This is a genomic window from Variovorax sp. dw_308, assembly GCF_019207085.1.
GTDB lineage: Bacteria > Pseudomonadota > Gammaproteobacteria > Burkholderiales > Burkholderiaceae_C > Variovorax.
In genome coordinates, this window is the sequence record NZ_JAATOM010000005.1 from 85049 (window position 1) to 110114 (window position 25066).

Genomic DNA, 25066 nt, shown 5'->3' on the forward strand with positions numbered 1-25066 from the left:
CGAATCAGGCGCGCTCAGATATTGTCCAGCGCCGCCAGGTCTTCCGCGCCCAAGCCGATGCCCGAGCCGGCGATGTTCTCCCGCAAATGCGCCAAGGATGACGTCCCCGGAATGAGCAGCACGTTCGGCGAACGGTGCAGCAGCCAGGCCAGCGCAACCTGCATCGGCGTCGCGCCCCGTCGTGCCGCCACGCCATTCAACACGCCGGACTGCAGCGGCGTGAAGCCGCCCAGCGGGAAGAAGGGCACGTAGGCGATGCCGTCGGCGGCCAGCGCGTCGATCAGCGCATCGTCGGCGCGGTGCGCGAGGTTGTACTGGTTCTGCACACAGGCGATGGGCACGATCGCGCGGCCCTGGGCGATCTGTGCGGGGGTGACATTGCTCAAGCCGATGTGCTGGACCAGGCCACGCTCCCGCAGTTCCGCCAGCGCGCTCAGCGGCGCCTCGATGGACCCTTCGGCCGGGCCGTGCACATCGAACATCGCGCGCAGGTTCACGACCTCCAGCACGTCCAGGCCGAGGTTGCGCAGGTTGTCATGCACCGCGCGCTCCAGTTCGGCGGCGGAGAACGCCGGATTCCACGACCCATCGCTGCCGCGTACGGCGCCGATCTTGGTGACGATGACCAGGTCGTCGCGATACGGGCGCAGCGCCTCGCGGATGAGCTGGTTGGTCACGTGCGGGCCGTAGAAGTCGCTGGTATCCAGGTGGTTGACGCCGAGTTCGACCGCTTCGCGCAGGACGGCGAGCGCGGCCCCGCGATCCCTGGGTGGCCCGAAGACGCCAGGGCCCGCAAGCTGCATCGCGCCATAGCCGATGCGGCCCACGGTGCGATGGCCAAGGCGATAGGTGTCCGAGAGGAGGGTGCTGTCTGTCATGGGGCTTTCTTCTTCGAGATGATTGCGATGCCTCCAATCTATGCGCCAGGTCACTGCGCGACAATCCGTCGCAATCTGCACAGGCCGTGCGGAAATCCGGACAGCAGCGCATGGACGAATTCGCAGACCTCACCGCCTTCCTCTCGGTCACGCGCGAAGGCGGCTTTCGCGGCGCCGCGCGTGCGGGGAACACGAGCGCATCGCGCCTGAGCGATGCAGTGCGGCGGCTCGAGGCCCGCCTCGGCGTTCGCCTGCTCCACCGCACCACGCGCAGTGTGACGCCGACCGATGCCGGGGCGCGTCTGATCGAGCGGCTCGAACCGGCGCTCGGTGAAGTGCGTGCAGCGCTGGATGTGGTCAACGGCTTTCGCGACCGGCCGGCGGGCCGCCTGCGGCTCAACGTGCCGGTCAGTGCCGCGCGACTCGTGTTGCCGCGCGTGGTGTCGCCCTTCCTGGCCATGTACCCGGACATCGTGCTGGAGGTGGATGCGGAGGACCGCTTTGTCGATGTGCTGGCCGGTGGCTTCGACGCCGGCATCCGCTACGAGGAACGGCTGGAGCAGGACATGGTCGCGGTGCCGATCGGCCCGCGCGTGCAGCGCTTTGCGGCCGCGGCCTCGCCGGCCTACCTCGCGCGCTACGGACGGCCAGCGCATCCGCGCGAGCTGCTCACGCACGCCTGCCTGCGCGGACGCTTCGCAAGCGGCGCGATGCCCGCCTGGGATTTCGAGCGCGGCGGCAAGAAGGTCAAGGTCGAGCCGAAGGGGCCGTTGATCGTCGGCATCGGCGCCACGACCGAACTGGCGGTGGACGCGGCCATCGCCGGCAGCGGCGTGGTGTATCTCTTCGAGGACTGGCTGCGTCCCCACATCGAGCGCGGCGAACTGGAGCCGGTGCTCGAACCCTGGTGGCCCCGCTTCTCCGGGCCCTTCCTTTACTACGCCGGCCGCCAGCAGCTGCCGGCGCCGCTGCGCGCCTTCGTCGACTTCGTGAAGTCCATGCAGCCCTGGGATCGAGGCGAGCCTGGCTAACCCTTTTCCATGAGCCTGCGAGCCGCGCTGTCGTCCGTATCCTGGGGCGCGGCGCGGGCGCATCAAGGGCGACATCGCGGACAGTGCCGGCTTGCGCGCCCCCGATTGGCTGCAACCAGCGACTGCCGCAGAATGCAGCCATGACCGCCCCCGCTCCCGTCGACCCATCGCACTGCCCCCTTTGCGGGGCGGCCAACGCCTGCGCGATGGAAGTGGCGCGCGAGACGGGCGTTGCGCAGCCGCCGTGCTGGTGCATGTCGGCGACCTTCACAGCCGCGCTGATCCAGAGCGTGCCGCCCCAGGCGCGCGGCACCGCCTGCATCTGTGCCGCTTGCGCCGCCAAGGCCGCGGCCGCCTCATCACCCACCGAGACCACGACAGGGACCCCATGAGCCAACCCCGCACCAACGCCTTCTACGCCCAGTCCGGCGGCGTCACCGCCGTCATCAACGCCTCGGCCTGCGGCGTCATCGAGACCGCGCGCCGGCACGCCGATCGCATCGGCACCGTCTATGCCGGGCGCAACGGCATCCTCGGCGCGCTGGCCGAGGACCTGATCGACACCTCGCTCGAATCGGCCGAGGCCATCGCCGCGTTGCGCTCGACGCCCTCGGGCGCGTTCGGTTCCTGCCGCTACAAGCTCAAGTCGCTCGAGAAGAACCGGCGTGAATACGAGCGCCTCATCGAAGTCTTCAAGGCGCACGGCATCGGCTACTTCTTCTACAACGGCGGCGGCGATTCGGCCGACACCTGCTTCAAGGTCAGCCAGCTCTCGCAATCGATGGGCTATCCGCTGCAGGCGATCCATGTGCCGAAGACCATCGACAACGACCTGCCCATCACCGACTGCTGCCCCGGCTTCGGCTCGGTCGCGAAGTACGTGGCGCTCTCCACGCTCGAAGCCTCGCTCGACGTACGTTCGATGGCCGCCACCTCGACCAAGGTGTTTGTGATCGAGGTGATGGGCCGCCATGCGGGCTGGATCGCGGCGGCCGGCGGACTGGTGGAAGACCATGGCATCCCGGTCGTGATCCTGTTCCCCGAGATCGAGTTCGACCAGGCCAGGTTCCTCGCGCGCGTCGATGCGATGGTGCAGCAGCACGGCTATTGCAGCGTGGTGGTGTCGGAGGGCTGCCACCACCCCGATGGCACCTTCCTCGCCGAGCAGGGCACGCGCGACGCCTTCGGCCATGCGCAGCTCGGCGGCGCTGCGCCTGTTGTGGCCAACATGATCAAGACCGCGCTGGGCCACAAGTTCCATTGGGCCGTGGCTGACTACCTGCAGCGCGCCGCGCGCCACGTGGCCTCGGCCACCGACGTGAAGCAGGCCTATGAACTCGGCGCACGCGCCGTGGAACTCGCGCTCGAAGGCCGCAACTCGGTGATGCCGACGATCGAGCGCATCAGCGACGTGCCCTACGAATACCGCATCGGCGTCGCCACGCTCGACACCGTGGCCAACGTCGAGAAAATGATGCCGCGCGACTTCATCTCGGAAGACGGCTTCGGCATCACCGACAAGTGCCGCCGCTATCTCGCGCCGCTGATCGAGGGCGAGGACTACCCGGCCTACCGCAACGGCCTGCCGGTGTACGTCACGTTGAAAAACCAAACGGTGGCAAGGAAGCTGCCGGCTTTCGCGTCGGCCTGAAGCGGTTGGCCACGCTGCGCGTCACGCGCTGCACCTGGAACGCCGCCTCCATCGGAGACAGTTCGCGCGCCCGCGCGGGCGTTGCCGGTTGCTGCTGCTCCTGCTGCTGCATCGAGGCCTGCGCCGGTTGGGTCGCCTCGGTGGCCATCGCGGGTTCGGACTCCGGCGACGCCTCGTGACGCTGCCGATGCTGCGTGACCACCTGGTGCACGAACTGCAGCTTGCCGACCGCGGCACGCGGCAGCACGAAGGGGTAGTAGTCCGGCTGGCCCATGCTGCGCGACAACTCGTTCAGAACGTTGGTCAGGCGCACCCAGCCGTTGAGGAAGTCGAGGAACTTCATCGCATCCGGATGGTCCGGCTGCCACAGGTCGGCGGGCTCGAACAGGTCGCTGGCCAGCTCGGCGCGCGTGGCGTCGACGCCGAAGCTCAAGGCCGTGTCGGCGGTGTCCGCCATGTGCAGGTAGTGGGCCCAGGTCTCGGCCCAGTCTTCCCACGGATGCGAGCTGGCATAGCTGGTGACGTAGCGCACTGCCCAGTCGGAGGGCGGGCCCATCTCGTAATGGGTGCGCAGTGCGCTCGCATAGTCCAGGCGCTCGTCGCCGAAGAGCGCGCGGAAGTCGTCGATCCAGGGCGTCGGGAACACCAGCAGGTCCCAGTAGTAGTGACCGATCTCGTGGCGGAAGTGGCCAACCAGCGTGCGATAGGGCTCGCGCATCTCGGCACGGATGCGTTCGCGCACGGCGTCCTCGGCCTCTTCGGCGTTGAGCGTGATCACGCCGGTGTCGTGGCCGGTGAGCACATGCGGGCCGCCGGGCACGTTGCCGAGGAAGTCGAAGGCCAGGCCGTGCACTGCATCCGCATGCCGCGTGACCACAGGCAAGCCGAGTGCCAACAGTTGCGACATCAGGCGGCGCTTGCCCTGCTCCAGCTTGCGCCACAGCTCGCCATTGGCCGGCACCGAGAGGTCCGGAATGGTGCGCGTGGCGCTGCAGCACAGGCAGTAGCCGGGCGCCAGGCCCAGGGTGTCGGGCTCGTCCCCTTCGCGCAGCAGGGGCACCATCCAGTTGCAGCCCGCGGCAGTCGTGAAGTTGGCGCAGCGGTGGTATTGCCTGCCGTTGCCGTCGCCGAAGACGGTGTAGGTGTCGAGCGCGGGATCTGTGAGGTCGGTGGGCTCTGCAAGCTCGGCGCCGTTGGCATCGTTGCCATTGTCATTGCCGTTGCCGACACCCTGAGACGCCGGCGCCTGCACGGGCGCAAGGGGCACCACACCCAGGCTTTCGATGACGAAGCCCAGCGGCGTGTGGCAAGCCAGGCATTCGCTGTTGCCCAGGAAGATGGGGCGGCCGCACTGGCATTGGTACGCGCGCGTGACGGTGGGCGCGCTCAACTCCGACGCCAGCGAATGGGCGGCCGGGTCGACCTGGGTGGCGGGTTGCGCTTGGGTGTCCATGATGTTGTGTTGTTCTCTGGAACGGATGCTGCTCGGCGACAGCGTGTCGATTCTGCGAGCAACCCGCCGCACCCCAAACGCTGCAAACACCGATATCCTTGTAGGACGGCTTGCCCCTAACTGCCGCTCCTGCGCTCAATGACCGAAACTTCCCCACCCGCAGCCGCCGCTTCACCACCCTCGATAAACAAGCTGCGCGAGCGCTACGGGGACCGCTACCGCTGGCTGCTGCTGCTGTCGGTGATGGTCGGCACGATGGCCTCGATCATGTCCTCGACCATCGTCAACGTGGCGATTCCCGACATGAGCCGCCACTTCGCGCTGGGCCAGGAACGCGCGCAATGGGTGAGTTCCGGCTTCATGGTCGCGATGACCGTGTCGATGCTCACCACGCCCTGGCTGCTGGCGCGCTACGGCTACCGGCGCACCTATGTCGGCACCATGCTGCTGCTGCTGGCGGGTGGCGTCGCCGGGGGGCTGTCCAATGTGTTCTCGCTGGTGCTGGTGGCGCGCGTGGCCGAAGGGCTCGCGGCCGGGGTGGTGCAGCCGATCCCGGCCATCATCATCCTGCGCGTCTTCGAGCCGCACGAGCAGGGCCGCGCCAGCGGCGTCTTCGGCATGGGCGTGGTGCTGGCGCCCGCCATCGGGCCGAGCATCGGCGGCGTGCTGGTCGACCTGTTCGGCTGGCGCTCGATCTTCTTCATGGTCGTGCCGTTTTGCCTGGCATCGCTGTGGCTGGCCTACAAGTTCGTGCCGACCACCGCGCCCGGCGGCGTGGCGGCTTCACGGCAAGGCGGGCTCGACTGGCGCGGGCTGCTGCTCGGCACCGTCGGCACCCTGTGCCTGCTGAATGGCCTGGTCGAGTTGCGCGGCGACGCGCCGTTGCAAGCCGCGCTGCTGCTCGCGGGCGCGGTCGCGTCGCTCATCGTGTTCGTGTGGTGGCAAAAGCGCATGGAAGCCACGGGCCGCGCTCCCCTCATGAACATGGCGCTGTTCGGCTACCGGCAGTTCGCGATGGGCAGCGTGGTCGCCTTCATCTACGGCACCGCGCTGTTCGGCTCGACCTACCTGCTGCCGGTGTACATGCAGGTGGCGCTGCACCTGTCGGCCTCGCACGTGGGCACCATCATGCTGCCGGCGGGGATCGTGCTGGCCTTCACCATCGCGGGGGTCGGCCGTCTTGCCGACCGGCAGCCCACGTGGGTGCTGGTCAGCATCGGGCTGGTGCTGCTGGCGGTGTCGTTCTCGCTGATGCTGTTGCTGCACCTGCGCAGCCCTATCTGGCCGCTGGTGCTGTTCGTCGTCATCGGCCGCATCGGACTCGGCTTCATCCTGCCGTCGCTCAACCTGGGGTCGATGCGGCCGCTGGCCAGGCCGCTGATTCCGCAGGGCGCCAGCGCGATCAGCTTCGTGCGCATGCTGGGCGGGGCGACCGGGGTCAGCGTCTGCGCGATCGTGCTCGAATGGCGGCTGGCCGCGCATGGCGATTCGCTGGCCAGCAGCCTGACGAGCGACGCCCGCCTCGCGGCCTTCAACGAAGCATTCATGATGCTCGCCGGGCTCTGTGTGGTCGCCGTTTGCGCCGCCTCGCAATTGCGCGAGAAAAAGGCGCTCTAATCCTGAAATGAACCCACCCCCGAAGCGCCTGCGGCGCTGTTGAGCAACTGTCATGTGCCAATTACTAGGGATGAACTGCAACACGCCCACGGACGTGACCTTCAGCTTTGCCGGCTTCGCCCAGCGCGGCGGCCGCACCGACCACCATGCCGACGGCTGGGGCATCGCCTTCTTCGAGGACCGCGGCCTGCGCCACTTCGTGGACCATCAGCCGGCCTGCGACTCGCCGGTGGCCGAGTTGATCCGGCGCTACCCGATCAAGAGTCAGCACGTCGTCTCCCACATCCGCAAGGCGACGCAGGGCCAGGTCAATCTGCAGAACTGCCATCCCTTCGTGCGTGAGCTGTGGGGCCGCTACTGGGTGTTCGCGCACAACGGCGACCTGAAGGACTTCCGGCCGCGCCTGCACGGCAGCTTCCACCCGGTCGGCACGACCGACAGCGAGCATGCCTTCTGCTGGATCATGCAGGAGCTGGCCAAGTCGCATGCGGGCGTTCCGAGCATCGAGGAGCTGACGCTCACGCTGCGCGAACTGGCCCCGCAGATCGCCAGGCACGGCACCTTCAATTTCATGCTGTCCAACGGCCAGGCGCTGTGGGCGCACGCCTCGACCAACCTCTGCTACATCGAGCGCAAGCATCCCTTCAACCAGGCGCACCTGGCCGACGAGGACATGTCGATCGACTTCGCGCGGCACACCACGCCCACCGACCGGGTCGCCATGGTGGTGACCACGCCCCTGACCACCAACGAGACCTGGACGCCCTTCGCCAGCGGCGAACTCAAGGTATTTGTCGACGGTCGCGCGCTGGATTCCGCTCGCGGCCACTGAGTCGGCCTCGCCGTTCGAGCAGAATCGCGGTCGGCGCCGACGCCAACGGCATGGTCGGCTTCATGTTACGGTCGGCGCCTTCAGGGAGAGCGAACATGAGGAGACGGTATTTCCTGCTGGGCGGCGCTGCCGCGGCCGGCGCACTCGCGGTGGGCTGGGCGGTCCTCCCGCCCGACCAGCGATTGATGCCCGCCACCCCGCTGCCGGTGGCCGAGGGCCAGGTTGCCCTCAATGGCTGGGTTCGCATCGGTGCCGACAACACGGTCACCGTGACGATGACGCAGGCCGAGATGGGCCAGGGCATCCACACCGGCCTGGCCATGCTGCTGGCCGAGGAGATCGATGCCGACTGGTCGCAGATCCGCCTCGGCGCAGCGACAACCGACAAGATCTACAACAACACGACGAGCGTGGTCGACGGGTTGCCCTTTCATCCGGACGACGACAGCCGCACCCGACATGCCGCCGAGCGGATCGTCGGGAAGCTGATGCGCAAGTTGCCCGGCGGGGCCATCACCGGCGGCTCGTCCAGCATGAAGGACCAGTGGCTGCCGATGCGCGAGGCCGGCGCGTCGGCGCGAGCGCTGCTGATCGCCGCCGCGGCCGACACCTGGAAACTGCCCGCCGCCGAATGCCGTGCCGAGGCCGGCCGCATTCTCCACGCGTCCGGCAAGAGCGCCTCCTTCGGCGAACTGGCCGCGCAGGCCGCGAAGATGCCGCTGCCCGACCAGGTCGCGCTGAAGGATCCGGCGCACTTCAAGCTGGTCGGGCAACCGCTGCATCGCTTCGAGAGCGCGGCCAAGCGCGACGGCAGCGCGGTTTTCGGCCTCGATGTGAAGCTGCCCGGCATGCTCCACGCGACCGTGGCGTTGTGCCCGGTCATCGGCGGTACGCTGGCGCGTTTCGATGCGGCGGCTGCGAATGCATTGCCCGGCGTGCGCAAGGTGGTGTCGGTGGGCGGCGGCGTCATGGGCGCGCCGGCCGCGGTGGCGGTGATCGCGGACACCCCCTGGCACGCCATCAAGGCGCTGCGCGCGCTGCAGATCGAATGGGACGAAGGCAACCTTGCGGGGCTTTCCAGCAGCGTCGACATCGACCGCCTGGCCCAGACTCTGGACAGTGAACAAGGCAGCGCCTACGAAGAGCGTGGCGATGCCGTGGCGGCGCTCGCAGCGGCCAGCAAGCGCATCAGCGCCGAGTACCGCGCGCCCTACCTCGCCCACGCAACGATGGAACCCATGAACTGCACGGTGCAGTTCAAGGACGGCGCGGCCACGGTCTGGGCGCCGACGCAGGCGCCCGGCCTGGCGCGCATGGCCGCGGCGCGCGCGCTCGGCATCGACACCGACAAGGTGCAGGTCCACGAGACCTACCTGGGCGGCGGCTTCGGGCGCCGCACCGAATCGGACTTCGTCGCGCTGGCCGCGGCCATTGCACGAGAAGGCGACGGCGCGCCGGTGCAGACCTTCTGGCTGCGCGAGGAAGACATGCGCCATGACTTCTACCGCCCGGCCTGCGTGGCCCGCTTCGAGGCCGGGTTCGACGCGCAGGACCGGCTGCAGGCATGGCATGCGCGCTCGGCCGGCCAATCGGTCATGCACCAGGTCACGGAGCGGGTGTTCGGCATGCCCGGCATGGGGCCGGACAAGACCCTGGCCGAGGGCAGCTTCGACACCGCCTACGGCTTTCCGAACGTGCGTGTCGCGCATCAACTCGTGCGAAGCCCGGTGCCCGTGGGCTTCTGGCGTTCGGTAGGGCATTCGCACCAGGCCTTCTTCAAGGAGAGCTTCATCGACGAAGCCGCTGCTGCTGCAGGCAAGGACCCGCTCGCCTTCCGCCTCGACCTGCTCGCGCAACAGCCGGGCCACAAGCGGGTCTTGCAGCGTGCGGCCGACCAGGCCGGCTGGGGCCAGCCGCTCGCCCCCGCAGCCGACGGCGCGCGGAAGGCGCGCGGCCTGGCCCTGCATCGAAGCTTCGGCAGCATCGTGGCGCAGGTCGCCGAGGTCTCGGTCGGGCCCGACAAGGCGATCCGGGTGCACCGCGTGGTGTGCGTGATCGACTGCGGCTTTCCCGTCAATCCGAACCTGATCCGGCAGCAGATGGAGAGCAGCATCGTGTTCGGCCTCTCGGCGGCGCTGCAGGGCGAGATCACGTTCGAGAAGGGCCGCGTTGTCCAGAGCAATTTCCACGACTACCCGGTCATGCGGATGCAGGACGCACCCGTGATCGAAACCGACATCCTGCCGAGCACCCGGCATCCCGAGGGCATCGGCGAGCCAGGCACGCCGCCGATCGCGCCGGCCGTGGCCAATGCGCTTTTCACACTCACCGGGCAGCGCATCCGTACGCTGCCGCTCAAACTCGCCTGAAGAACCCGCACCATGCCCACCTCACTGAACATCAATGGAAAAGACATCGACGTGAAGGCCGAAGCCGACACCCCGCTGCTGTGGCTGCTGCGCGGCGAACTTGGCATGACCGGCACCAAGTTCGGCTGCGGCATGTCGCTGTGCGGCGCCTGCACGGTGCACCTGGACGGCGAAGCCGTGCGCAGTTGCGTTACGCCGCTCTCGGCGGCTGTCGGAAAGCATGTCACGACCATCGAGGGTCTGGCCGGCAAGGAGGCCGACGCCTTGCGCGCCGCGTGGACCGCGGTCGACGTGGTGCAGTGCGGCTACTGCCAGAGCGGCCAGCTCATGAGCGCCTGTGCCCTGTTGCGCAAGACGCCCCGGCCGACCGATGCGGAAATCGACCAGGCCATGAATGGAAACATTTGCCGCTGCGGCACTTATTCACGGATTCGAGCCGCAATTCACCAAGCGGCTGTTGCATAACGCAGGAAAACCATTATTTCGGAGCGTACGGAACGGCAATAATAACGGTTCTCATTAGTATTCGCATTGGAACCGCTTACATGCCCGCCCACGCCTTCCGCCCGCTCCCGCACGTCACCGCCACGCTGCTCGCCGTTTCGGCCTTCGCCGCGCATGCCCAGAACGCGGCGGCACCCGCGCAGGCGGGCGTGCTGCCGACGATCACCGTGGACGCCGCGGCCGACGCATCGGCCGAAGGCCTGACCAAGCCCTACGCAGGCGGCCAGGTGGCGCGCGGCGGCCGCATCGGCATCCTGGGCAACCAGGACAACATGAGTACGCCGTTCAGCATCAACAGCTTCACGCAGGAGTTGATCGCCAACCAGCAGGCGCAGAGCATCGGCGACGTGCTGTTGAACGACCCGGGCGTGCGCGTGGCACGCGGCTTCGGCAACTTCCAGCAGACCTACTTCGTGCGCGGCTTCCCGGTCGCCTCGGATGACGTGGCCTACAACGGGCTCTACGGCCTGGTGCCCCGGCAGTACATGGCGGCGGAACTGGTCGAGCGCGTGGAGGTGTTCCGCGGCGCGAGTGCCTTCCTGAACGGCGCCGGCTCGGGCGCGACTTCGGGCGGCGGTCTCGGCGGCCTGATCAACGTGGTGCCCAAGCGCGCCGCCAGCGAGTCGCTGACCGAGGTCACGGCCGGTGTCGAAAGCAGCCAGACCGGCTATGTGGCCGCCGACATCTCGCGCCGCTTCGGCCCCGACCAGGCGACGGGCATCCGGCTGAACGCGGCCGGCCGCGACGGCGGGACCGGCGCCGGCGACGAGCGGGCCCGGCTCGGCCTGGTCTCGGTCGGCCTCGACTGGCACAGCAGCAACGTGCGCCTGTCGGCCGACTTCGGCTACCAGAACTACGAACTCAAGCGTTCGCAACCCAGCCTGACGCTGGCCGCCGGCATTCCCGTGCCGAAGGCCCCGGACGCCTCCCAGGGCTTCTCGCAGCCGTGGACCTTCTCGAACGAACGCGACACCTTCGCCACCGTGCGCGGCGAAGTCGACATCACGCAAAACGTGACGGCGTGGGCCGCCGTCGGTGGCCGCCAGGGCCGCGAGTTCGCCGCCTTCGCACCGCCGACGCTGACCTCGATCGACGGCACCACCACGAGCTATCGCTTCGACAACCAGCGCGACGACAACATCGCCACCGGTGAGGTCGGCATCCGCGGCAAGTTCAGGACCGGGAGCGTCGGCCACGTGCTCACGGCGTCCGGCTCGATCTTCAGTTCGGACTCCAACGTGAACTACGGGCTGTCGAACAACTTCGCCAACAACCTGTACTTCCCCTACCCGGTTCCGCCCCAGACCACGCCGTTCACCGGCAGCTTCGGCGAATCGATCAAGAACAGCAGCTTCGCCTTGGGCGACACGATGTCGTTCTGGGATGACCGCGTGCTGCTCACGCTGGGCGCGCGCGACCAGAAGATCGACGACCAGACCTTCGGCCCGTTCGGCGCTGCCTACTCCGCGTCGAGGACGAGCCCGATGGGCGGCCTGCTCGTCAAGGCGACCAAGCAGATCTCGGTCTACGGCAACTACATCGAAGGCCTGGTCAAGGGCGACACCGCCCAGGGCGTCAACATCATCAACCAGGGCCAGGTGTTCGCACCGTACGTGGCCAAACAGAAGGAAGTCGGCGTCAAGTACGACGGCGGCAATTTCGGCGGCGCGCTCTCGTACTTCACCACCAACAAGCCCAGCGCCTATGTGCGGAACGGCGTCTACGGGGTGTTTGGCGAACAGCGCAACAAGGGCGTCGAGCTGACGGTGTACGGCGAGCCCGCCAAGGGCCTGCGCCTGCTCGGCGGCGCAACCTTCCTCGACGCGAAGCAGGTCAGCACGCCCGGCGGCCTGCTGGACGGCAACCGCGTGATCGGCGTGCCGAAGCAGCAAGCCAATTTCGGCGTGGACTGGGACGTGCCGGGCGTGCGCAACCTGTCGCTCAACGGCCGAGTCCTCTACACCTCCTCCGTGTACGCCGACGGCGCCAACCTGCAGCAGGTGCCGTCGTGGACCCGCTTCGACATCGGCGCGCGCTACCTGGTCGACATCGGCAACAACCGCCTGCTCACGCTGCGTGCCCGCATCGACAACCTGACCAACAAGAACTATTGGGCCTCGGCCGGCGGCTATCCCGGCGCCGGCTACCTGACGCTGGGCACGCCGCGCACCTTCTCGCTGACCGGGACCATCAACTTCTGAATCTGATCGGGCGCCGATGCGTTCCTTCTGGACGCTCATCCATCGCTGGGCCGGGCTCGCCGTCGCGCTGTTCCTGATCGTCGCCGGGCTGACCGGCGCGGTGACGTCGTGGGACCACGAGATCGACGAGTGGCTCAACAGCGCGCTCTACGACACCGACAGCCGCGGCGAGTTTCGCGATCCGATCGCGCTCGCCACGTCGGTCGAGGCCGCGGACCCACGCGCAAAGGTGAGCTACATCCCGCTGAACTTCGAGATCGGGCATACGGCGGGTTTTTTCGTCGAGCCGCGCACCAATCCGGCGACGCAGCAACCGTTTGTGCTGGGCTACAACCAGGTCTTCGTCGACCCGGTCACGGCGAGGATGATCGGCCGGCGCGATTCCACCGCCGTGTCGCTCTCGCGCGAGAGCCTGATGCCCTTCCTGCGTACGGTGCACTACAGCCTGCACATTCCCGCGATGTGGGGCACCGACCGCATCGGCTACTGGATCATGGGCAGCGTGGCGCTGGTCTGGCTGCTCGACAGCTTCGTGGCGCTCTACCTGACGACGCCGCGGCGCCTGCGGCCTTCCGTGCATCCTGACCATCGCACGCCCAAGGGCTGGCTGTCGCGCTGGATGCCGGCGTGGGCCGTGCGCTGGCGCGCCGGCGGCTACAAGCTCAACTTCGACCTGCATCGCGCGGGCGGGCTGTGGGTGTGGGTCTTCATCATCGTCATCGCCTTCACCTCGTTCTCGCTGAACCTGTACCGCGAGGTGTTCTATCCGGTGCTGTCGCTGGTCTCGAAGACCACGCCCGGGCCGTATGAGACGCGCCCGATGGCGCCGCTGGGCACGACCATCGCGCCGACGCTGGGGTTTGCCGAGGTCGTCGAGCGCGCCAAGGCCGAGGCGCTACGGCGCGGCTTCGACCTGCCGCCGGGCGGCATCTACTACGAGGCGCGCTACGGCTTCTACAACGTGTCCTTCTTCCACCCCGGCGCCGAAAGCGGCCAGGGCGGCATGGGCCTGGCCAACCTCTACATCGACGCGCATGACGGCCGCGTGCTGAGCCAGAACGTACCCTGGAAGGGCACTGCCGCCGACGTGTTCGTGCAGCTCCAGTTCCCGCTCCACTCCGGCCGCATCCTCGGCATGCCGGGCCGCATCATGATGTCGCTGATGGGCTTGATGGTGGCGATGCTGTCGGTCACGGGCATCGTGATCTGGGAGCGCAAGCGGCGGTCGCGCCGCCTGCAGGCCCTGCGCGAGGCCGAGGCCGAGGCTCAGCGCGGCGCCAGGTCCATCGCCGCGAGGAAGTCGCCTCTCAACGCCAGGTAGCGGAAGCGCGAGGTCAGCAACTTGAGCCGCTCTTCGGCGCGGCGTTGCTGCGCCACGAAACGGCTGTCGAGCAGTTGCACCAGTTGCGTCAGGCTGCGGCGGCCGGCCTGGAACTGAATGTCGCCCGCGCGCACCAGCTCGTCGTATTGGGCGATCTGGAGGTCGAGCTGGGCGATGGCCTCTTCACTGTGCGCAATGCGCGGCGGCAGGGTCGCAAGCTCGGCCTGCACGGTGCGCAGCACGCGATCCGCCTCGGCCTTGGCCGCCGTGGCGCGCAGCACGCCTTCTGCACGCCGCGCCTGGTTCTCGCCGCCCAGCGGCAAGTCCCATCGCGCAGTTACTTGCCAGCCGCGCAATTGCGTCGGGTCGGAAGCGGGCACGGTGTTGTTGCTCAGCAGCTTGTTGTATTCCACGTCCACGCGCGGCGAAAAGCTCGACAGCCATGGCAGCACGCGCTGCTGGGCCGCGTCGGCGCGCAGCTCGGCCGCGGCCACGACGCCGGCGGATCCGGTCGGCGCATCGTTGGCCAGCAATTGGGCAGGCAGCTTCACCGGCTTGGTCGGATTCAACTCGCTGCCCGTGATGATGATCATGCGGTCGCGGGCCGAACGCAGGTCGGCCAGCAATTGGCCTTGCGCCACTTCGGCGTCGAGATAGGCCGCCTGGGCCTGGCGCGCATCGACATCGGCCAGCTTGCCCAACTCGTTGGACCGCTGCACCTGGGCCAGCAGGCGCCTGGCTTCCTTCATGCGCTCGTGCGAAAACGGCAGGAGCTCCTCGTGCCGCAGGATCTCGGCGTAGGCATCCGCGATGCGTTCGCCGATTTCCTCGCGCGCACGACGCACGTCCTGCTGCGCCGCCGCAACGTCTTGCGTGGAGCCCTTGAACTCGACCAGGTCGTTGCCACTATTGAAGACGTTCCACCGCAGCGCAACGTTGGACTGGTCGGTCGTTCCCTGCACCACGCGCCCGAAATTGCGATCGTCCGATCGGCCGCGCGAACCCTGCACGCTGAGCACCGGGCCAAGGCGCGAGCGAGCCTGCGCGCGGCGCTCCTCGGTGACGCCCAGCAATGCGCTGGACACCTGCAGTTGCGGGTCTTGCTCCAGCGCGCGGGCCAACAGTTCCTGCAAGGATTCGGCGGGCCCGCTCGGAGCCGGCAGGCCCTGCGACGCACGGACGCCGCCCGGCAGGACGTCACCGGCCGCCACGGTGCGTTGCTGCGCGATCACGGTCGAGGATGCGGCCAGCATGCAGCATGCAAGGAGGACCGCGGCGGACAGGCGCGAGGGCCTGGTGGAATCAAATGGGTTGTACATATCAACGTTCCTGCAATGCGCCCTGCACACCGCGCAACACAGGCTTGAGCAGGTACTGCATGACGCTGCGCTGACCCGTCAGGATGCTCACGTCGAGGGGCATGCCGGGGCTGATCGCCAGGGGCTTGCCGTGCTCCTTGAGTTGGTCGCGCGCGGCCGTCAGCTGCACTTCGAAATAGGACTCGCCCTTTTCGTCGGTGATCGCATCGGCGCCGACGCGCTCAACCGTTGCATCCATCTGTCCGTAGGTCGAGGAGTCGTAGGCCAGCACGCGGGCGTGTGCGGCCTGGCCGGGATGCAGGAAGCCGATGTCGCTCGGCAGCACGCGCGCCGTCATCTGCAGCAAGGCCTCGTCGGGCACGATGTCGACGATCGGCTTGCCGGGCAGCGCCACGCCGCCCTTGGTCGGCACCAGCACGCGGTTGACGACACCATCCACCGGCGATGACAGCTCGCGCCGCGCCACGCGGTCTTCATGGCCTTCGAGCGTCGATGCCAGGCTGGTGACCTTGGTTTCGAACTCGGAGCGTTCCGCGCCCCACTGCGCCCGCAGTCGCGACGAGCTCTGCGTGGCCGCGGCGTCGGCTTCGGCCAGGCCAGCCTTGAGCCGCGGGATCGATTGGCGCAGCGCATCGAGCTCGGCCTTTTGGGCCAGCAGCTTCTGTTGCGCGCCCAAGTAGTCGGCACGCGCGCCCGCGCCTTCCTTGAACAGGCGCTCCTCGATGGCGAAGCTCTCTTCGGCCACCTTCACGGAGGGCGCGAGCGATTGCATGCGGGCTTGCGCTTCGCGCAGTTCGCCGCTGTGACGCGCAGTGCCTTCACGTGCGGCATCGATGCCCGCGTTGTATTCGCGCAGGGCGTCGCGCCACAGCTGCGTTTCCTTTTCGATCAGCTCGGGCGCTTCCGTGCGCCAGGCCGGATCGAACTTCGGCGAGCCGCCGTTGAGCAACGCGTCGGTGCGCGCACGACCGGCCAATGCAGCGAGGTAGCGCTGGCGGTTCTCACCGAGACCCGCGGTGTACTGGGCGGTGTCCAGCCGAACCAGCAACTGGCCCTTCCTGACCTTCTGGCCGGCGGACACCAGCATTTCCTGCACGATGCCGCCTTCCAGGCTCTGCACTTCCTGCAGCTTGCTCGGGGCGGTGACAACGGCCTTGGCCTGCACCGCGACGTCGAGGCTGGCGAAGGTGGCCCAGACCAGGGACACCACGATGAACACGGCGACCACCGCCACCATGGCGAGGATGGTTCGGCGCGGCCCGTGGTCGGGATCGGGATGGGATGCCGGCATCGGCCGGGCTTTCAGTTCTTCACTCACGATGCAACTCGCATTTCGTTGGATGGGGCCTGGGGTGCGGCAGGCCTGGCGTCGTTGCCCTGCGGGCGTTGCGCCAAGGCCTTCAGCACTTCGTCGCGCGGACCGTCGGCCACGACGCGGCCCCGGTCCATGACGACGAGACGGTCGATCAGCGCCAGCATTGCCATGCGGTGCGTCACGAGGACCACGGTAGTGCGCGGCAGCGCGCGCAGCCGGGCGATCAACTTCTGTTCGGTGGCCGGGTCGACCATGCTGCTGGGCTCGTCGAGCAGGAGCAGTGGCGGTCGCATCAGCAGTGCGCGTGCGATGGCGACCAGTTGGCGTTGCCCGCCGGAGAGGCGTTCGCCGCGCTCACCCACGGCCGTGGCCACGCCTTGCGGCAACTGGGTGACGATCTCGTCGAGGCATGAATTGCGCATCGCCGCGAGCAAGGTCTCGTCGTCGGCCTGCACGCGGCCCATCTCGATGTTCTCGCGCATGGTGCCGTGGAAGAGCGTGACGTCCTGCGGCACGTAGCCGATCTGGCGCCGCAGAGAGAGCGGCTCCAGTTGCGTGCTCATGATGTCGTCGACCAGCACCGCGCCGGTGGCGGGTGCGTACTGGTTGAGGATGAGCTTGAGCAGGGTGCTCTTGCCCGAGCCCAGCTTGCCAATGATGCCGACGCGCTCGCCAGGACGAATGCGCAGGTTCAGGCGCTCGATCGTCGGCGGCTGCTTCGGATAGCCGAAGCTCATGTCGCGGAACTCGAGCATGCCGCTCAGCGGCGGCGCCTGCAGGCTGGCGGCGGCCTCGTCGGTCGGCGCGGCCATGATCTTGTTGAGCGCGGTGTAGCTCAGCTTGGTCTGCTCCCAGCGCAGCACGAGCCCGGCGATCTGGCTCACCGGCGACAGTGCGCGCGAGGTGAGCATGCTCACGGCGATGATCTGGCCCAGGCTCAACGCATGCTCGCTCATCAGGAGCGCGCCGAAGGCCACCACCGCGACGCTCGACAGGCCAAGCACCGCGGTGTTGGCGTAGTTCATGCGCGACGTGATTTCGCGCGTCTCGAGGCTGTTGTGGGCAATGGCCTGCGTCAGCGATTCCCACTTGCGGCGGCTCCAGGCTTCGGCGCCCAGGGCCTTCACCGTGTCGAGCCCGTTCATGGTCTCGAACAGGTGCGCGGTGCGCTGCGAGCTTTCCTGCATCGAGTCGTTGACCTTGCGCGCCAGCGGCTTGCGCGAGGCGAACGAGATGCCGAGCAGGATAGGGATGCAGATGAGCGGGACGAGCACCAGCTTGCCGCCCACCAGCCCGATCACGCCAAGGTACAGCAGCATGAATGGCAAGTCGCCCAGCACGGTCAGCGTGCCGGTGGCGAAGAACTCGCGCACCGATTCGAAGTCGCGCACGGTGTTGGCCAGCACGCCGCCCGAGGCCGGCCGGTCGGCCGCGCGCATGCGCAGGCACTGGGCGAACACCTTGGAAGACAGCGACACGTCCATGCGGCGCGCTGCCGTTTCCAGCAGGTTGCTGCGCAGCAGGCGCATCACGAATTCAAAGCCGGTCAGCAACACCACCGCCGTCGTCAGCACGCCCAGGCTGCCGAGCGCGTTGTGCGGGATCACGCGGTCGTACACCGCCATGCTGTAGAACGGGATCAGCGCGCCGAAGATGTTCAGCGCGACGGTGCCCAGCAGGGCCCAGGCGAACATCCAGCGGTTTCGCTCGAAGGTGTCCCAGAACCAGCGGCCGACCTGCGGCAAGGTGTAGAGCAGGCTGCGCTGGTCGAAGTGGAGTTGCGGCCTCGCGGCGAGCCACCGGGCGTTCGGCGCCTCGCGCTCGATCGCCTCAGGGTCCAGCCAGCTCACGCCTTCGATGCCTGGCACGTGGCATTCCATCTGCCCGTCCTTGAGCGAGAGCACAACCACGCAGCGGCCGTTGTCGCCCAGCACGAGCGCGGGCAGTTCGGTATGCCGGCGGCGCTTGCCGGCGCCCAGCGGCGTGCCGGTCAGGCCGCCGTGCCCCAGCAACTGAGCGAGGGCTTCCGTGCCGGGAACCTGGCGATGGTCCTGTTCATGCGCGGCAAGGCTGTCGCGCAGGCGCTCGACCTGGATCGGTGTGCCGAAGAAACGGGCCAGGAAAACAATGCTTTCCTGCAACGGGGATTGGGGCAGCAGCGTTGCGGTGCTCGGGTCTGGCGGGGAGTGAGAAGAGATTTGTTCGGTCATTGGGAGCCCGGTCAGAAGGGGACATGACGAAAGCCATGCAGTGCCCGAGGGAGCTCCGGCGTTGATGTCCACAGCGATCGGTCCCGGCAAAAACGGGCCACCGCCAGACAAGGCTTCACTCCCTTTCAGACTGCCCAAATCATCGCGACTGGGCCGTCGGGCGGCTACGCGAAACGTCTGCGGCCGATGCGGAATCGGCCTGCAAGCACGTAAGAAAAAAAACGGTGACCGGGCCACCCGGGCCCGGTCACCGTCCATTCAGCGTTCGATCAGGCCGCGGTGGCGTGCGACTGTTCGCTGTTCATGGCTGCCACCAGCTTGCGCAGCACATCGGCCGCGTCGCTGACGTCCATCGTCGCATCCGCATCGTTGGAAGCCACTGCGGTGGTCGGCGCAACCGTGCCCAGCACGCCGTCGAGCGAGTCGCTGCCGAGCAACTGGGACAGCGTCGGGGCCGCCTCGGTCGTGCCTGCGAAAAACACGTCTTCGGTCATCAGCGTGCTGCCGTCGGTACGCGTTGCCGTGGACTCGATGTGCAGTTTGCCCTGAGCGTCGTAGGTCAACGACGCTTCAATGCCGATGGCGTCGATGCCATGCTGCGCCAGCGTCTGGATTTCACCCGACTGCACCACCGCGTCGCCGTTGTCGACCCACAGCTCGATGCCCTTGAGTTCGCCACCCGAGAGCTTGCCGTCGTGGTTGATGTCCAACGCTGCAAGCTTGTAGTAGCCGTTGCCGTAGGCACCGCCCTGGTCGCCGAACAAGCGTGCGCCGTTCATGTCGTGCGCGGCGTTGCCATCGCGGTTGTCGATCAGAATGCCGTCGCCGGAACCGTCGAACCACTCGGTGGTTTCCTTGGTGCCGTTGCCGTCCATGTCGAACTGCACCGTATGGCCCAGCGCGGCATGCGCGTCCTTGTCGTAGGAAGACGTGGCGCCGGTGACGCCGATCTTGCCGTCGCCGTTGAGGTCCAGCGCGATGGGCGTGCTGATGACGGTCATGCCCGTGTTCGACAGGATGGAGCCGTCGTAGCAGTACGGGTTGGCGACGGTGCCGGTGTCCTGCATCTGCCACGCCAGGTTGTAGACCTGGTATGCAACATGGAAGTCGAGGTCCAGCTTTCCGGCATTGATGTCAGCCACGGAGATCGTGTAGGTCTGCCCCTGGCTGAAGTCCAGCACCTGTCCGTTGTAAACGATATCGGCATAGGCCGCCGTCGCACCCTTCAACCCGGAGACCACCACCGCCGCGAGCGTGTCTGCGTCGTTGGCAACACCGGTGTTGTACGTCCCGAACTGCTGCAACTGGTCGGCCGTGTCGCTGTAAGTTCCGAAATCCGCCAACGTATAGCCGTGGACCCAGTGGGTCACGCCTCCTGCCACATAGGTGTTTTCCCAGCCGCCGGGATGGTATCGACCCACACCTTGTCGCCGATGCTGTCCAGCCACACGGTGTCGCCGATGCTGCCGCCCTTGGTGAAGCCGGCGTCGACGCTGTTGTTGGTCTGGCCTTCGGTGAGCGTGTAGCAGCCCGTGAAGCCGTTGCTGCCGGCGTCCGAATCGAGCGTGTCGTTGCCCACGTTGGCGGTGCTCAGGATCGTGCCATCGGTGGAGATGAACTTGACCATGTAGTCGCCGGGCTTCAGGCCGCTGAAGCTGTAGTTGCCGTTGGCGTCGGTGGTCTTGGTGCCCACCAGCGTGCCGGGCTGGTCATTGACGCCGCAGGTGTACAGCTCGACCTTCACGCCGGCCTTGCCGGTCTCGCCCGCGTCCTGCACGCCGTTGCCGTTGGTGTCGTTCCAGACGCGGTCACCGAGGGTGGCGGGCTTGTAGAAGCCGGCGTCGACGGTGGTGTTGGTCTGGCCCGAGGTGAGCGTGTAGCAGCCGGTGAAGCCGTTGCTGCCCGCGTCGGAGTCGAGCGCATCGTTGCCGACGTTGGCGGTGCTGAGCACCGAGCCGTCCGCGGCGATGAACTTGACCATGTAGTCGCCGGGCTTCAGGCCGCTGAAGCTGTAGTTGCCGTTGGCGTCCGTGGTCTGCGTAGACACCAGCACGCCGGGCTGGTCGTTGACGCCGCAGGTGTAGAGCTCGACCTTGACGCCGGCCTTGCCGGTTTCGCCAGCGTCCTGCACGCCGTTGCCGTTGCTGTCGTTCCAGACCTTGTCGCCGAGGGTGGCGGTCTTGTAGAAGCCGGCATCGACGGTGTTGTTGGTCTCGCCGACGCCCAGCGTGTAGCAGCCGGTGAAGCCGCCTGCGCCTGCATCGGAATCCGCTGCATCGTTCACGCCGACGTTGGACGTGCTCAGGACCGAGCCATCGAAGCTCGTGAACTGGACGATGTACATGCCCGCGGGCAGGTTGTTGAAGTGGTAGTTGCCGTTGGCGTCGGTGACGGTGCTGCCGATCAGGGCCGAGGGCACGCCGTCCTGGCAGACGAACAGGTTGACGATGACGCCCGCCTTGCCGGTCTCGCCGGCGTCCTGTACGCCGTTGGCGTTGGTGTCGTTCCAGACGCGGTCGCCGATGCTGGCCGTGCTGGGTTGCTTGAAGCCGGCGTCGACGGTGGTGTTGGTCTCGCCGGAGCTGAGCGTGTAGCAGCCGGTGAAGCCGTTGCCGCCTGCATCGGAGTCGAGCGCATCGTTGCCGACATTGGCCGTGCTCAGCACGGTGCCGTCGGTGGCGATGAACTTGACCATATAGTCGCCGGGCTTCAGGCCGCTGAAGCTGTAGTTGCCGTTGGCATCGGTGGTTTGCGTGGACACCAGGGTGCCGGGCTGGTCGTTGACGCCGCAGGTGTAGAGCTCCACCCTGACGCCGGACTTGCCGGTCTCACCCGTGTCCTGGATGCCGTTGCCGTTGGTGTCGTTCCAGACCTTGTCGCCGATGGTGGCGTACTTGTAGAAGCCGGAGTCGACGGTGGCGTTGTACTCGCCGGGGGCAAGGAAGATGACGTTCGACAGCTTGCCGTCGCTGTTGGTGCCGGACGTGGCGCTGCCGTCGGACTGGCGCGGGCTGGCCGCGTCGTAGCCTGCCGGGTCGGTGAACCGGACCTGGTAGCTCAGGCCCGGCGTGAGGCCCTTGAAGCTGTAGTTGCCGTTGGCGTCGGTGGAGGTGGTCGCGAGGATTTCGCTGGCGCCGCTGATGATGCCGTCGCCGTTGGCGTCGCGCACCAGCTGGACGGTGGCGTCAGCGATGCCGGCCTCGCCTGCGTCCTGGACGCCGTCCGCATCGGCGTCATGCCAGACGCGGTCGCCGAGCTTGGCGGCCTTGGTCTCGACGATGAGATTCTGGTCGTGGCGTTGCTCCGCAGTCACGGGATCGATCACCACGGCCATCACGTCCCCGACATCAGGGACGAAGTCGTTGTGGCTCAACGCGAGCTGCGTCAGCCCGCTGGTGTCGCCGAAGTCTTCAGCCACGAGGTGCCAGATGCTGTTCTGGACATCCATGGCCGTATAGCCGGAGGTGCCGCTGCGGTAATAGTTGAGCAGCCAGTTGATGGCGCCGCTCGCAGTGAAGTTGTTGTCGGCTGCCACCTCGAAGGCCGGATAGCCATAACCGGAGTAGCTGTACCCGTTGTTGTAGTCGAGGCTGACGAACGGCTGGATGCACCAACCGTCGAGGACCGTGCCGGTCGGGCCCAGCGGCGAGACGGCGTTGAAGAGCACGTCGTAGTAGCTGTCGTTGCCGGGCTCCGCCGGCTTGACGACCACGATCGGAGTGGAGAAATAGGGGGTGGCCATATGAGCGGTCCTTGGCTAAAAATAATTACCCCGCTCACCCGGCGGTCGACACGAAGGCGCGACTGCACAGGAAACCGGGAACAGCAAAAGGAAGAGAGAGGCCTGCGACCGCCGGACCGAATTCAGCGGCACGTCGAACTGGAATTCCCAGGCCACGCGCGCATCTCAGCCAACTTGGTTGCGTCCGCCGGTCGCACGCTTAGGTGCTCCGCCGGTGTTGTTCATGCATCCCCCTACCAATCGAGCCCATCTACCGAAACAAATGGACCCGGCTCGGATACTAAACACAAAGTGCTATTTAGCCGACCGCCGATTGCACTAGTACGCTCGGAGACGGGAACCTTTACACGAATCGAACGGCTGCAATGTCGACGCTTTGTCACCGACAACGAGCGTCGGCTTGGCAGGTCTTTTAGCGAGGTGCACTGTCCACGCTTGCTTCCAACGCGTCGACGAAACGCCTGGGCACGTCGAAGCCGGTCTGGTCCGTGATTTCCTGGAAGCAGGTCGGACTGGTCACGTTGATCTCGGTCACGTAGTCGCCGATCACGTCGAGCCCGATCAGCAGCAGGCCACGGGGTGCGAGCGCACTGCCGACCGCTTCGGCGATCTTGCGGTTGCTGTCGCTGAGCGGTTGTGCCACGCCCTTGCCGCCGGCCGCGAGGTTGCCGCGTACCTCGGTGCCTTGCGGGATGCGCGCCAGCACGAAGGGCACCGGCTCGCCGGCGATGATGAGGATGCGCTTGTCGCCCAATGAGATCTCCGGCACGAAGCGCTGGACCATGATGGTCTCGGCGCCGTTCTTGTTCAGCGTCTCGGTGATCGAGCCGAGGTTCAGCGCGTCCTCGCGCACGCGGAAGATGCCCATGCCGCCCATGCCGTCGAGCGGCTTCAGGATGATGTCCTTGTGCTCGGCATGGAAGGCGCGCACGGCGGCCGGGTCGCGCGTGACGAGCGTGGGGCTGGTGAACTGCTGGAATTCCATCACCGCGAGCTTCTCGGGATGGTCGCGCAAGGCTGCCGGCTTGTTGAACACCTTGGCGCCTTCGCGTTCGGCCTGGCCGAGCAGGTGCGTGGCGTAGATGTACTCGGCGTCGAAGGGCGGGTCCTTGCGCATGAGGATGGCGTCGAAGGTGTGCAGCGGCGTGACGCGCGCCGGCGTCTCCGTGAACCACTGGTCGGCATGGCCGGTGAGGGTGATGTCGCGCACCCTGGCCGTCACGGGCTGGCCGGTCTGCCAGCCGAGATCGGTCGGCTCGCAGGCCGAGATGCCGTGCCCGCGCCGCTGCGCCTCGCGCATCATCGAGAAGGTGGTGTCCTTGTAGATCTTGAAATGTTCGAGCGGATCGGCAACGAAGAGGATGTTCATCAGGAGGCCTTTTCGGCGTTCGAGGGAGAGGATTCGGGTGCGGCGCGGCGGCGGCCCAATTGCTGGATGCCCAGCGCGATGGCGCCGGCCACCACGCCCCAGAAGGCGGAGCCGATGCCGGCGAGCGTGACGCCCGAGAGCGTGACCAGGAAGGTGATGAGCGCTGCCTCGCGATGCGATTCGTCGCGCACCGCCGCGGCCAGTCCGCCGCCGATCGTGCCGAGCAACGCGAAGCCGGCAATGGCCGCGACCAGTTCTTTCGGGAACGCGGTGAGCAAACCCGTGACGGCGGCGCCGAACAGGCCGATGACGACATAGATCGCGCCGCAACTGACGGCCGCCGTGTAGCGCCGCGCCGGATCGTCGTGCGCCTCGCGGCCCATGCAGATGGCAGCGGTGATGGCGCTGAGGTTGAGCGCGAAGCCGCCGAAGGGCGCGAGCACGAGCGTGGCCAGGCCGCTGATGGTGATGAGCTTGCTGATCGGCATGTCGTAGCCGGCCGCCCGGATCGCAGCAACGCCGGGCAGGTTCTGCGAGGCCATCGTCACCACGAACAGCGGCAACGCCAGGCTCACGGCCGCCTGGAGCGTGAACACGGGCATCGTGAAGACCGGCATGGCGAGCTTGAAGTGCACGCCGCTCCAGGCCAACTGGCCGCGCGACGCGACGAAGACGATCGCCACCAGCAGCGTCAGCGGCACGGCATAGCGCGGCATGAAGCGCTTGGCCAGCAGGTAGGCGGCCAGCATCAGCAGCACCAATGGCAGGGCGGTCTGCGCGGCGATGAAGGCCTGCAGGCCGAACCGGGCGAGCACGCCTGCCAGCAATGCCGAGGCAATGGCCATCGGGATCCTGTTCATCACTCGCTCGAACCAGCCGGTGGCGCCCGCGATGGTGATGAGCACCGCGCAGACGATGAAGGCGCCGACCGCCTCGTTCATCGAATAGCCCGCGCCGGCCACGGCCAGCACTGCCGCGCCCGGCGTGCTCCACGCGATCATCACGGGCATGCGCCACCACAGCGAAGGCAATGCCGAGGCCAGGCCCATGCCAATGCCCAATGCCCACATCCACGAACTGATGACTTCAGGCGTGGCGCCGAAGGCCAGCGCGGCCTGGAACACGATGGCCACCGAGCTCGTGAAACCCACGAGCACGGCGACGAAGCCCGCGGTGAATGCCGAAAGGCTGAGGTCCTTGAAAAAACGCATCGGGCGATTGTGCCGGCTGGGCGGCGACGTCGCCCGACGAGGG

General features: G+C 67.4%; 18 protein-coding genes. 9 read left to right on the forward strand and 9 right to left on the reverse strand.

Annotated features, from left to right (window positions below; all coding sequences use genetic code 11):
• Window positions 1–14: 14 nt before the first annotated feature.
• Entirely contained in the window at window positions 15–878 is an 864-nt protein-coding gene (locus HCU76_RS12460; RefSeq protein WP_218509464.1) for an aldo/keto reductase family oxidoreductase, read from the reverse strand.
• Window positions 879–988: 110 nt separating this feature from the next.
• Here HCU76_RS12460 and HCU76_RS12465 point away from each other — a divergent pair, with 110 nt between their 5' ends.
• The 3 genes from HCU76_RS12465 to HCU76_RS12475 all read left to right on the forward strand — a co-directional run bounded on the left by HCU76_RS12465 (window position 989) and on the right by HCU76_RS12475 (window position 3560).
• A complete protein-coding gene (locus HCU76_RS12465; RefSeq protein WP_218509465.1) occupies window positions 989–1909 on the forward strand; it encodes a LysR family transcriptional regulator in 921 nt (306 codons plus the stop codon).
• A 140-nt stretch (window positions 1910–2049) separates the two neighbouring features.
• On the forward strand, window positions 2050–2301 hold the full coding sequence (locus tag HCU76_RS12470) for a cysteine-rich CWC family protein (protein ID WP_218509466.1): 252 nt from the start codon (window positions 2050–2052) through the stop codon (window positions 2299–2301).
• Complete coding sequence (locus HCU76_RS12475) at window positions 2298–3560, forward strand: 6-phosphofructokinase (RefSeq protein ID WP_218509467.1); 1263 nt, start codon at window positions 2298–2300, stop codon at window positions 3558–3560. The genes HCU76_RS12470 and HCU76_RS12475 overlap by 4 nt, the downstream gene beginning before the upstream one ends.
• Here the strand turns inward: HCU76_RS12475 and HCU76_RS12480 are convergent.
• Entirely contained in the window at window positions 3505–5013 is a 1509-nt protein-coding gene (locus tag HCU76_RS12480) for a putative zinc-binding metallopeptidase (protein WP_256354156.1), read from the reverse strand. The genes HCU76_RS12475 and HCU76_RS12480 overlap by 56 nt on opposite strands.
• Window positions 5014–5151: 138 nt before the next feature.
• On the opposite strand from HCU76_RS12480, the gene HCU76_RS12485 reads away from it, so the two are divergent.
• The 6 genes from HCU76_RS12485 to HCU76_RS12510 all read left to right on the forward strand — a co-directional run bounded on the left by HCU76_RS12485 (window position 5152) and on the right by HCU76_RS12510 (window position 13857).
• A complete protein-coding gene (locus HCU76_RS12485) occupies window positions 5152–6630 on the forward strand; it encodes a DHA2 family efflux MFS transporter permease subunit (protein WP_218509468.1) in 1479 nt (492 codons plus the stop codon).
• Window positions 6631–6682: 52 nt separating this feature from the next.
• Window positions 6683–7462: a class II glutamine amidotransferase gene (locus tag HCU76_RS12490; protein WP_218509469.1), complete on the forward strand. Its 780-nt coding sequence runs from the start codon at window positions 6683–6685 to the stop codon at window positions 7460–7462.
• A gap of 95 nt (window positions 7463–7557) precedes the next feature.
• Entirely contained in the window at window positions 7558–9831 is a 2274-nt protein-coding gene (locus HCU76_RS12495; protein WP_218509470.1) for a xanthine dehydrogenase family protein molybdopterin-binding subunit, read from the forward strand.
• A 12-nt stretch (window positions 9832–9843) separates the two neighbouring features.
• Complete coding sequence (locus HCU76_RS12500; RefSeq protein WP_218509471.1) at window positions 9844–10296, forward strand: (2Fe-2S)-binding protein; 453 nt, start codon at window positions 9844–9846, stop codon at window positions 10294–10296.
• An 80-nt stretch (window positions 10297–10376) separates the two neighbouring features.
• Window positions 10377–12536 (forward strand): TonB-dependent siderophore receptor, encoded by a 2160-nt coding sequence (locus HCU76_RS12505; protein ID WP_218509472.1) that lies wholly within the window; start codon window positions 10377–10379, stop codon window positions 12534–12536.
• Window positions 12537–12552: 16 nt separating this feature from the next.
• Window positions 12553–13857 carry a PepSY domain-containing protein gene (locus HCU76_RS12510; protein WP_218509473.1) on the forward strand — a complete coding sequence of 435 codons (1305 nt, stop codon included), beginning with the start codon at window positions 12553–12555 and terminating at the stop codon, window positions 13855–13857.
• Here the strand turns inward: HCU76_RS12510 and HCU76_RS12515 are convergent.
• The 7 genes from HCU76_RS12515 to HCU76_RS12545 form a co-directional block, all read right to left on the reverse strand.
• The gene (locus HCU76_RS12515; RefSeq protein ID WP_213956074.1) at window positions 13803–15176 is read right to left on the reverse strand and encodes a TolC family protein; all 1374 of its coding nucleotides are present in this window, start codon (window positions 15174–15176) and stop codon (window positions 13803–13805) included. The two genes, HCU76_RS12510 and HCU76_RS12515, sit on opposite strands and share 55 nt — an antisense overlap.
• Window position 15177: 1 nt before the next feature.
• On the reverse strand, window positions 15178–16467 hold the full coding sequence (locus HCU76_RS12520) for an HlyD family type I secretion periplasmic adaptor subunit (protein WP_256354157.1): 1290 nt from the start codon (window positions 16465–16467) through the stop codon (window positions 15178–15180).
• Window positions 16468–16490: 23 nt separating this feature from the next.
• Complete coding sequence (locus HCU76_RS12525) at window positions 16491–18701, reverse strand: type I secretion system permease/ATPase (RefSeq protein WP_218509475.1); 2211 nt, start codon at window positions 18699–18701, stop codon at window positions 16491–16493.
• 269 nt (window positions 18702–18970) lie between these two features.
• Complete coding sequence (locus HCU76_RS12530; RefSeq protein WP_218509476.1) at window positions 18971–20071, reverse strand: hypothetical protein; 1101 nt, start codon at window positions 20069–20071, stop codon at window positions 18971–18973.
• Entirely contained in the window at window positions 20068–22443 is a 2376-nt protein-coding gene (locus HCU76_RS12535; protein ID WP_218509477.1) for an SdrD B-like domain-containing protein, read from the reverse strand. The genes HCU76_RS12530 and HCU76_RS12535 overlap by 4 nt, the downstream gene beginning before the upstream one ends.
• Before the next feature lie 412 nt (window positions 22444–22855).
• Window positions 22856–23812, reverse strand: a complete 957-nt coding sequence (gene gshB / locus HCU76_RS12540; protein ID WP_218509478.1) for a glutathione synthase — start codon at window positions 23810–23812, stop codon at window positions 22856–22858.
• Window positions 23812–25023, reverse strand: coding sequence for a benzoate/H(+) symporter BenE family transporter (locus HCU76_RS12545; RefSeq protein ID WP_218509479.1), 1212 nt, complete (start codon window positions 25021–25023; stop codon window positions 23812–23814). The genes gshB and HCU76_RS12545 overlap by 1 nt, the downstream gene beginning before the upstream one ends.
• Between the last annotated feature and the right edge of the window lie 43 nt (window positions 25024–25066).

Coding starts and splice junctions, on each gene's coding strand:
- HCU76_RS12545 (WP_218509479.1), bottom strand. CDS start 25,023: ATGCGTTTTTTCAAGGACCTCAGCCTTTCGGCATTCACCGCGGGCTTC.
- HCU76_RS12500 (WP_218509471.1), top strand. CDS start 9,844: ATGCCCACCTCACTGAACATCAATGGAAAAGACATCGACGTGAAGGCC.
- HCU76_RS12505 (WP_218509472.1), top strand. CDS start 10,377: ATGCCCGCCCACGCCTTCCGCCCGCTCCCGCACGTCACCGCCACGCTG.
- HCU76_RS12520 (WP_256354157.1), bottom strand. CDS start 16,467: ATGCCGGCATCCCATCCCGATCCCGACCACGGGCCGCGCCGAACCATC.
- HCU76_RS12510 (WP_218509473.1), top strand. CDS start 12,553: ATGCGTTCCTTCTGGACGCTCATCCATCGCTGGGCCGGGCTCGCCGTC.
- HCU76_RS12460 (WP_218509464.1), bottom strand. CDS start 878: ATGACAGACAGCACCCTCCTCTCGGACACCTATCGCCTTGGCCATCGC.
- HCU76_RS12485 (WP_218509468.1), top strand. CDS start 5,152: ATGACCGAAACTTCCCCACCCGCAGCCGCCGCTTCACCACCCTCGATA.
- HCU76_RS12515 (WP_213956074.1), bottom strand. CDS start 15,176: ATGTACAACCCATTTGATTCCACCAGGCCCTCGCGCCTGTCCGCCGCG.
- gshB (WP_218509478.1), bottom strand. CDS start 23,812: ATGAACATCCTCTTCGTTGCCGATCCGCTCGAACATTTCAAGATCTAC.
- HCU76_RS12470 (WP_218509466.1), top strand. CDS start 2,050: ATGACCGCCCCCGCTCCCGTCGACCCATCGCACTGCCCCCTTTGCGGG.
- HCU76_RS12535 (WP_218509477.1), bottom strand. CDS start 22,443: ATGGCCACCCCCTATTTCTCCACTCCGATCGTGGTCGTCAAGCCGGCG.
- HCU76_RS12475 (WP_218509467.1), top strand. CDS start 2,298: ATGAGCCAACCCCGCACCAACGCCTTCTACGCCCAGTCCGGCGGCGTC.
- HCU76_RS12480 (WP_256354156.1), bottom strand. CDS start 5,013: ATGGACACCCAAGCGCAACCCGCCACCCAGGTCGACCCGGCCGCCCAT.
- HCU76_RS12495 (WP_218509470.1), top strand. CDS start 7,558: ATGAGGAGACGGTATTTCCTGCTGGGCGGCGCTGCCGCGGCCGGCGCA.
- HCU76_RS12490 (WP_218509469.1), top strand. CDS start 6,683: ATGTGCCAATTACTAGGGATGAACTGCAACACGCCCACGGACGTGACC.
- HCU76_RS12465 (WP_218509465.1), top strand. CDS start 989: ATGGACGAATTCGCAGACCTCACCGCCTTCCTCTCGGTCACGCGCGAA.
- HCU76_RS12525 (WP_218509475.1), bottom strand. CDS start 18,701: ATGACCGAACAAATCTCTTCTCACTCCCCGCCAGACCCGAGCACCGCA.